Consider the following 6,625-nt stretch of genomic DNA (forward strand, 5'->3'; position numbering starts at 1 on the left):
CATCTTATGACATTTCAGCAAGTATTCGAACTGGTGGTCCTTGAGATTGCTTAGCGGGAACAAGTCGCCCGATATGGATTTTGCTTCAAAAACAATCCCTCTGCCGCCAGGAATGATTCCGTCATAGTCCACCGTTGAAGGAGATTCGTAAAACCCCTCAAGTACCTTATTTCCATATGCCTTTGTTACCTTGACCGGAGTAGGCCGCTTGTTTACCACGGCCAACCCTAATTTGTCATATCGTTCATTGCTAAAAGTTATGATTGCTTCAAATCCCATCCCACGATTACCTTGTAATGTCATGAGACACCTCCAGCAGTTTTCTTTGCCTGTTGTTCAGCCGCAAAGCGCATCATTTTTTCGAATTCGTCTTCTGACACTTCCCGTCCCGGATCTGCTTTCGGTGATGCCGGAACAACGGGTATAACTGGTTTGCTTGGTTTACCGCCAGCAATCGCACGTGGTTTCTTCGATTTGTTCATGTCAATGACCAGGCGAGTATACTTCTCTCTGAATTTCTTAGCGCTCATTACGTTGCTCTTCCAGAAGTGATCATTTACCACCCAGTCCATTACTGCATAAATCTGATCAGTATTAGACTGCTTGTCTTTTTCCACCAGCAATCGGAAATCATCCGCCCATGTCTGCATGTTAGCTTTAGCCGTTCCGTTGGATAGCCCTTCTCGTTCACACATGCCATCAACATTGTGTCTGAAATGGATAGCCATTTTGTAGTACGGACTTTCTTCACTGTATTGAGGTCTTTTTCTTGAAGAAGATTTTGAAGAATCAACAGATTCAGGTGCAGGGTCGTGAATTGCCGAAGGCGATTCTTGACTCTCTTCTTCTTTATAAGAATAGTTATTTATAGATAGTTCTTTATTGGGTGCATGCTGTGCACCACCCTGGTGCATGTGGTGCACTACCCCTGGTGCATCCTGTGCACTACCGTGGTGCATGTCCTGCACTACCCGTGGTGCATGCTGTGCACTAGGTCTGAGAATTTCATACACGTTACTTTCGTTCAATCCGTCTTTTCGGCGCGTTCTCTTGACCAGCAATTTCCGTTCAATCAGCCATTCAATGCAATGAACTGCTTTCCGACGGCTCATAGAGCACTTTTCAGCAATCGTGTTGTAACTTGGGAAGGCAGCTGCGTTGTTAGCGCAGCGGCACAGGTAGAGATAAACCAATTTTTCATGCGTCTTCGTATCTATATCATCAAATATTTCATTGGGTCCCATGAAGAACCCAGTATCGAATTTAAGTTGATTCATCATAATGTTGTAAATCCTTTCCCGCGTCTATTTCAAAGCCGCGCTTATGATCGTTGCCGCTAGACGCCGGAAGCGGATGCCCGCCTCCGTTTCATCCAACATGTCATGGCATTCGTCACATAGGTGTGCTAAATCATATACTTCAGTTCGATGGTCAATTTGCTTCCGACCTGTAAGGTGGGCGCGCTGTGTGGCCCGAGCCTTTTCACAAGCTTCACAAATCCCTTGAGAACGTTCTTTAAGTTGTTTATCCACTGAGTCCCTAATATCGCCCATTTGCCGCTGTGTCGGCTTTATCCGCTTGCTTTTAGTCTGTTGTGACTTTGGATAAGGATTGAAATCAAGCTCCATACACGGCCTCCTGACCGCCTCGCTTGCCCAATGGCTTTTGATTTGGTATTATTACGTTATATGAATTGAAATAACTGTTTGACAGGCGGTTGCGTTCGCGAGACGCAGCCGCTTTTCTATGTCCGCACATCTCATCATAATGTTTCTGGCATCCGTCACAACAAAACATTATCTTTTTGCGTTTCACCGCATGGATGTCGTACCTCGAAATCGGAACCTCACAATTCATGCAATGCCCCACTGTCATGCCTTGAGTTGTATACTCCCGATCATCCACCGGATTTTCCACTCTTTTCAGCAACTTCTGAATACGAAAGGTTTTTAAACGGTAGTCTGCTTGTTTTTCAACGTCATTTGAATCGAGCATTTTGTTATATGTTTGAAGCAGTTGCGCACGTAACGCCCGGCGCATGCTTTCTTTTTTTACTTCTGTCATGCTTGTCCCTCCCGATTGCGTAATTGACTTTCCAAGTATTCAATGTCTGTATCGAACCATGTTTCGGTTCCAGGGAATGCCGCTGCCCGCAAACGCCGTAACGTATTGAGTCGTCTATTCAGCAGAACACGCTCTTTCAATCTGGCTTCCGTCATGACCATCCCGCCTTGTCCTTAAAGTTTTTGAACACATCGTCCAGCACTTGGATGTACTGAAATTTATTTTCGTTCGCCCAATCAGTACACATGATCGTGTGCGCTTGAGCCCCGTAGAACTCCAAACAACCCTCTTCGATAGCGATACTTACAAATGAGACCTCCGCCACTTCCTTAAATCGTTGAAGCTGCTGGAGTGGTACCGCCCCGGGGAATATCCACGAAACGGCGTTTTGTTCAATCACTTCATTCATTCTGTTCATCCTTTCAAGTAGGTATTTTTTTCTTCTTTGTCGAATAACCGAAGTTATTGAGGAGGTGAAAGAAATAGACAAATATAAAGTTGCTTCGTTACTTGGATACGTAACTGATCTGTTTGATAAAACAAATAGATTAGTTAACACAACTTTCGAAAAACCTGAGAACCCATCACCACTTGTTGCAACATCACTTTCAGAAATTTTTGCTTTGTGCGAAAAAGCAAAACTGTATGTTGATTTGAATGAAGAGATAGCCCACTATGAAATCAGTTCCCTCTTCACGTTTTTCGATCGTGCATACTTCCAGTTGAAAGAGGTTATTGAAAAGAAGGACAGAAACACCTCTTGGCTTCACTCAACATTTGAAAGCTACAAATCTCAACATGAAATAGTTGTTCAAATGCTTAAAGGCATTTGAGTTGATTTTCTAATAATCTCTCTCGCTTTTTTTGCAAATCCGTTGTATATCAGTTGGTGCAGCATCTTCTCGATGTCTGTACCTTCTTTCTTCGGTCTTCCTAAATCCCACATTGCAGAATGTAAATCATCGACACACTTTGCTGACTCCATCACAGATTGAAATAATTTTTCCGCTTCTGACCCAACGTAAGACTTAACAGCTCGAATGATTTCGTCATGAGTTAGTTGTTGGCTCATTTCATTCACCCTTCCTATAGCGCCATCTGGCGATTCATATTTTCGATTTCCCGAAGCAGGCGGCCTTGTGGATACCAAGCTGATACCCGGTCTAATGCCTTATCGAAATCTTTGACTAACGTGTCTCTCATGCTGTTTATCTGGAAGTAGTCTTTATGGTCACGCCAAAGCGCTGAATATGTTTTGGCCCGCAGGCTATTGTTCCGGTACGCCGATGAGTCCGCGCCGCCAAGTGTAGTTAAAACCACTTCGTTTCCTATCTGAGCTAACCGCCTTTGCTGCCCGTAATTGATTGTTGTGTTATTTTCAACGCGCTCCAGGCGACTTTGTATCTGCGGCAACTGTTCCATAACATCGGCCGTCTTACGAAGAGCGATAGCCAGAGCGGCATCCTTATCTAAGGTTTGAACAGAATATTGACCTGTTTTACGGATGATTGGGATGACTTCATGTGTGATCCAACGTTTGAATTGTTTGGATTCGGGTTTGCGGCTGCCAAGAATTAAGGAATAAAGACCCGGTTCGTTTACTGAGTACATTTCTTGCCGTTTTCCTGCAGAATCCACGAGTGGAGTTAAACTCCGCTCGTCATCATCTAGACGCTCTACAGCTCGACGAACATCAAGTATTTCAAGGACGTTGCATACATCTTTAGCCACAAACCAAGTGGCATCGTCTATCGTCACTGTTCTTACTTCGTAATCACCATACATAAAAGGTAAAATACTGCTCATGTACAATTCCTCCATTCAAGCTGTTTTGTGTTGAGAGCGATCATCTAAGTTGCGCCGCTCTCTTTCCTCAGTGATTTGGTTTATTTCAGATACATACTTTGGCAAGATCCTTCCAATAAAGGAATACAGATTCTTCATCGCCTCTTCTGAAGGTTGCGGACGCTGCATACTGATCACTCCTTTTTTGTATTTATCTACTTAAAGTAGACTCGTGGGTAAAAAAAATTTCATCAACTCCTTTCCCAAACAATTCAGAGGCCTTTTTTGCTTTTCCGATTGGCATATCATCCGCATTTCTTTCCCACTTTATGTACGTATGCCTATGCACATCAAGCTCTTTCGCCACTTGTGCCTGAGTAAACCCTGACAGAAGTCTCGCCTGCTTTAAGGTAAAAGTCATCACTTTTCACCTCCTGTCATTGGTGATATGGCTATATTAATCTACTAAAAGTAGAATGTCAACAATAAAAAAGACAGAAAAATCTAATCTAAGTTGATTTTTTTCTACACCCGATATATAATCTACTAAAAACAGGAACGGGAGTTGCGTGATGAGCATCGGTAATAACATTAAAATACTTAGAAACAAATACGGATTATCTCAACAAGACTTAGCTGATATCGCTGGCGTTACTAATAAAGCCGTTTCAACTTGGGAAAGTAACACTAAAGAGCCTAGAATGGGTGCGATTGAGAAGATCGCAAATCATTTTGGAATTAGAAAAAGCAACCTCATAGATGAGAATGGCATGGAAATGATTGACTACGTGGGTTCCAATGGTTCAACTCATGACACTTATTTAAAACCTTTATATGGCTCTATAGCAGCTGGAACGCCAATTGAAATGTTGGAAGTTGAAGAATATATAGAGATCCCTAAAAACATTGCATTAAAGTACCCTAAATCTTTTCTTCTTAAAGTTAATGGTGACAGCATGAATAAAGTAGTGCCTAATAGTGCATATGCCCTTATTACCCCTCAAGAAGAAGCTAACAATGGTGATGTTGTTGCTGTAGCGATTAACGGGTATGACGCTACATTAAAACGATACTACCAACTGCAAAACACCACTGTTTTAGAGCCAGACAGTTACAACGCAGAACATGTAGCTAAGACTTTCAGTGGAAACGAAGGCGAGCCAAGTCTACGCATTATCGGAAAAATGGTTTGGTTCATGTCCGGTTACGATATTAAATACTAGGAGCTGAACGCTATGAGAGTCGCCGGTTACATACGTGTCTCAACAGAAGAGCAAGCAAAAGAAGGATATTCGCTTGATGCACAAAGAGAAAAGCTATCTAATTTCTGTAGATCCCAGGATGGTTGGGACTTAATCGAAATATACCCCGAAGAAGGTAAATCAGCAAAGGATCTCAACAGACCTGAACTGCAAAGACTCTTAAATGATGCAGAAGATAATAAATTTGATGTGATTCTTGTATATAGATTGGATCGTTTAACAAGGTCAGTTAGTGATTTGTATGATTTACTTAAGGCATTTGAAAAAAATAACATAATGTTCAGATCATCAACAGAGATTTATGATACGACTACAGCAATGGGAAAATTGTTTATAACCATAGTAGCTGCAATGGCACAATGGGAAAGAGAAAACCTTTCAGAAAGAGTTCGATTTGGAATGGAAGAGTTGATCAGGAAAGGTAATTGGCACGGCGGCCCTGTTCCATACGGATATAAATGGGAAAACAAAGAAATGTTTCTTATCAGTGATGAAAAAGTTGTTCTGCGGAAACTAAGAGAAATTTATATGAGCGGAGAAGGATTGGGAAGTACAGCCAAAAAACTAAACGCACTAGGCTATCTAAGAAGAGGTGGTAACTGGTCTGCGCAAACGGTTTGGTATGTGCTGGACAATCCTTTTTATGCTGGAAGAATTAGATATGGCGAAAAGAAGAAAAATGGAAAATATGCCAGTAGAAAAAAAGAAGAGTTAGTTAATGTGATTTGGTCAGAGACAGGGTTCCCTACCGTTTTTACATGGGAAGAATATTTAGAGCACAAGGAAAGAATGAGAAGAAAAGAGTTTTATGGTCATTCAAAAAAGAGAGAGTACAGGTTCACGGGTGTTCTTAGATGCGCACGTTGTGGTTCCACGTTAATAGGTAGGCCATACAGAAATAAAAAGAAAGATGGCACTCCTGGTGAACCGTATTACAATTACATCTGTTCAAACCGTTCTTTGTCTAAAGGTTGCGACCTCCCGTTGTTGAAGCAAGACCTAGCTGAGGCGCTTATCCGTGAGTACATCGGAAAAATGGATTTCGATTCAAACAAAGTCCCTATTGTTGAATCTGAAACTAATTACAATGAAGAAATTGAATCTTTACAAAAGGAACTACGTGGAGTTTTTGAGCGCCGAAAGAAATGGCAATACATGTACGTCGAGGACCTGATTAGTGGAGAAGATTTGCGAGAAAGGAAAAAAGAAGAGGATGACAAAGAGATCATTTTACAAGATAGATTGATGATTCTTGAAAACTCACACGGCGACAACAAACAAAAGGAGCTCATTCAAAGGGTATTTGGTTTACCAGATGTATGGGATGTAATGGACGATCCTGACAAACGAGAGTTTATGCAAATGATATTCAAAGGAATTGTTATAGAGTGTAGCGTCAAGAACGGAAAAACAGCTTCAGGTAAAGGAAAAACACTCCCATTCTACATCAAGTCGCATGAATTCAATTGATTTTTTACGTCCATTTTTTATTTACTATTTATATCATAAGGAAA

The 6,625-nt window shown here is 41.6% G+C and carries 13 protein-coding genes; 3 read left to right on the forward strand and 10 right to left on the reverse strand.

The window, feature by feature from the left end; translation table 11 throughout:
* From HP548_RS00660 to HP548_RS00685, 6 genes are all read right to left on the reverse strand, one after another.
* Positions 1–303, reverse strand: a 303-nt coding sequence (locus HP548_RS00660; protein ID WP_175380601.1) for a Holliday junction resolvase RecU, incomplete at its 3' end; no start/stop codon positions are given.
* Positions 300–1,277: a helix-turn-helix domain-containing protein gene (locus tag HP548_RS00665; RefSeq protein ID WP_175380602.1), complete on the reverse strand. Its 978-nt coding sequence runs from the start codon at positions 1,275–1,277 to the stop codon at positions 300–302. The genes HP548_RS00660 and HP548_RS00665, both read right to left, overlap by 4 nt.
* Before the next feature lie 27 nt (positions 1,278–1,304).
* Positions 1,305–1,628 carry a hypothetical protein gene (locus HP548_RS00670; RefSeq protein ID WP_079694761.1) on the reverse strand — a complete coding sequence of 108 codons (324 nt, stop codon included), beginning with the start codon at positions 1,626–1,628 and terminating at the stop codon, positions 1,305–1,307.
* On the reverse strand, positions 1,618–2,064 hold the full coding sequence (locus HP548_RS00675; RefSeq protein ID WP_175380603.1) for a rhodanese-like domain-containing protein: 447 nt from the start codon (positions 2,062–2,064) through the stop codon (positions 1,618–1,620). The genes HP548_RS00670 and HP548_RS00675 overlap by 11 nt, the downstream gene beginning before the upstream one ends.
* Positions 2,061–2,219: a hypothetical protein gene (locus tag HP548_RS00680; RefSeq protein WP_175380604.1), complete on the reverse strand. Its 159-nt coding sequence runs from the start codon at positions 2,217–2,219 to the stop codon at positions 2,061–2,063. The genes HP548_RS00675 and HP548_RS00680 overlap by 4 nt, the downstream gene beginning before the upstream one ends.
* Positions 2,216–2,482, reverse strand: coding sequence for a hypothetical protein (locus tag HP548_RS00685; RefSeq protein WP_175380605.1), 267 nt, complete (start codon positions 2,480–2,482; stop codon positions 2,216–2,218). The genes HP548_RS00680 and HP548_RS00685 overlap by 4 nt, the downstream gene beginning before the upstream one ends.
* A 55-nt stretch (positions 2,483–2,537) precedes the next feature.
* On the opposite strand from HP548_RS00685, the gene HP548_RS00690 reads away from it, so the two are divergent.
* Positions 2,538–2,897 (forward strand): hypothetical protein, encoded by a 360-nt coding sequence (locus HP548_RS00690; RefSeq protein ID WP_175380606.1) that lies wholly within the window; start codon positions 2,538–2,540, stop codon positions 2,895–2,897.
* Here HP548_RS00690 and HP548_RS00695 read toward each other — a convergent pair.
* The 4 genes from HP548_RS00695 to HP548_RS00710 are packed head-to-tail and all read right to left on the reverse strand — an operon-like array spanning position 2,876 to position 4,270.
* Positions 2,876–3,136, reverse strand: coding sequence for a hypothetical protein (locus tag HP548_RS00695; protein WP_175380607.1), 261 nt, complete (start codon positions 3,134–3,136; stop codon positions 2,876–2,878). The two genes, HP548_RS00690 and HP548_RS00695, sit on opposite strands and share 22 nt — an antisense overlap.
* A gap of 14 nt (positions 3,137–3,150) precedes the next feature.
* Complete coding sequence (locus HP548_RS00700) at positions 3,151–3,870, reverse strand: ORF6C domain-containing protein (RefSeq protein WP_175380608.1); 720 nt, start codon at positions 3,868–3,870, stop codon at positions 3,151–3,153.
* 15 nt (positions 3,871–3,885) lie between these two features.
* A complete protein-coding gene (locus tag HP548_RS00705) occupies positions 3,886–4,038 on the reverse strand; it encodes a hypothetical protein (RefSeq protein ID WP_175380609.1) in 153 nt (50 codons plus the stop codon).
* Positions 4,039–4,060: 22 nt separating this feature from the next.
* The gene (locus tag HP548_RS00710; protein ID WP_175380610.1) at positions 4,061–4,270 is read right to left on the reverse strand and encodes a helix-turn-helix transcriptional regulator; all 210 of its coding nucleotides are present in this window, start codon (positions 4,268–4,270) and stop codon (positions 4,061–4,063) included.
* Positions 4,271–4,421: 151 nt separating this feature from the next.
* Here HP548_RS00710 and HP548_RS00715 point away from each other — a divergent pair, with 151 nt between their 5' ends.
* Together HP548_RS00715 and HP548_RS00720 are read left to right on the forward strand one after the other, a co-directional pair.
* On the forward strand, positions 4,422–5,072 hold the full coding sequence (locus HP548_RS00715; RefSeq protein WP_175380611.1) for a LexA family protein: 651 nt from the start codon (positions 4,422–4,424) through the stop codon (positions 5,070–5,072).
* A 12-nt stretch (positions 5,073–5,084) separates the two neighbouring features.
* Positions 5,085–6,581, forward strand: a complete 1,497-nt coding sequence (locus tag HP548_RS00720; RefSeq protein ID WP_175380612.1) for a recombinase family protein — start codon at positions 5,085–5,087, stop codon at positions 6,579–6,581.
* Positions 6,582–6,625: the final 44 nt, after the last annotated feature.

This window comes from Paenibacillus taichungensis (genome assembly GCF_013359905.1).
Taxonomy (GTDB): Bacteria; Bacillota; Bacilli; order Paenibacillales; family Paenibacillaceae; genus Paenibacillus; species Paenibacillus taichungensis.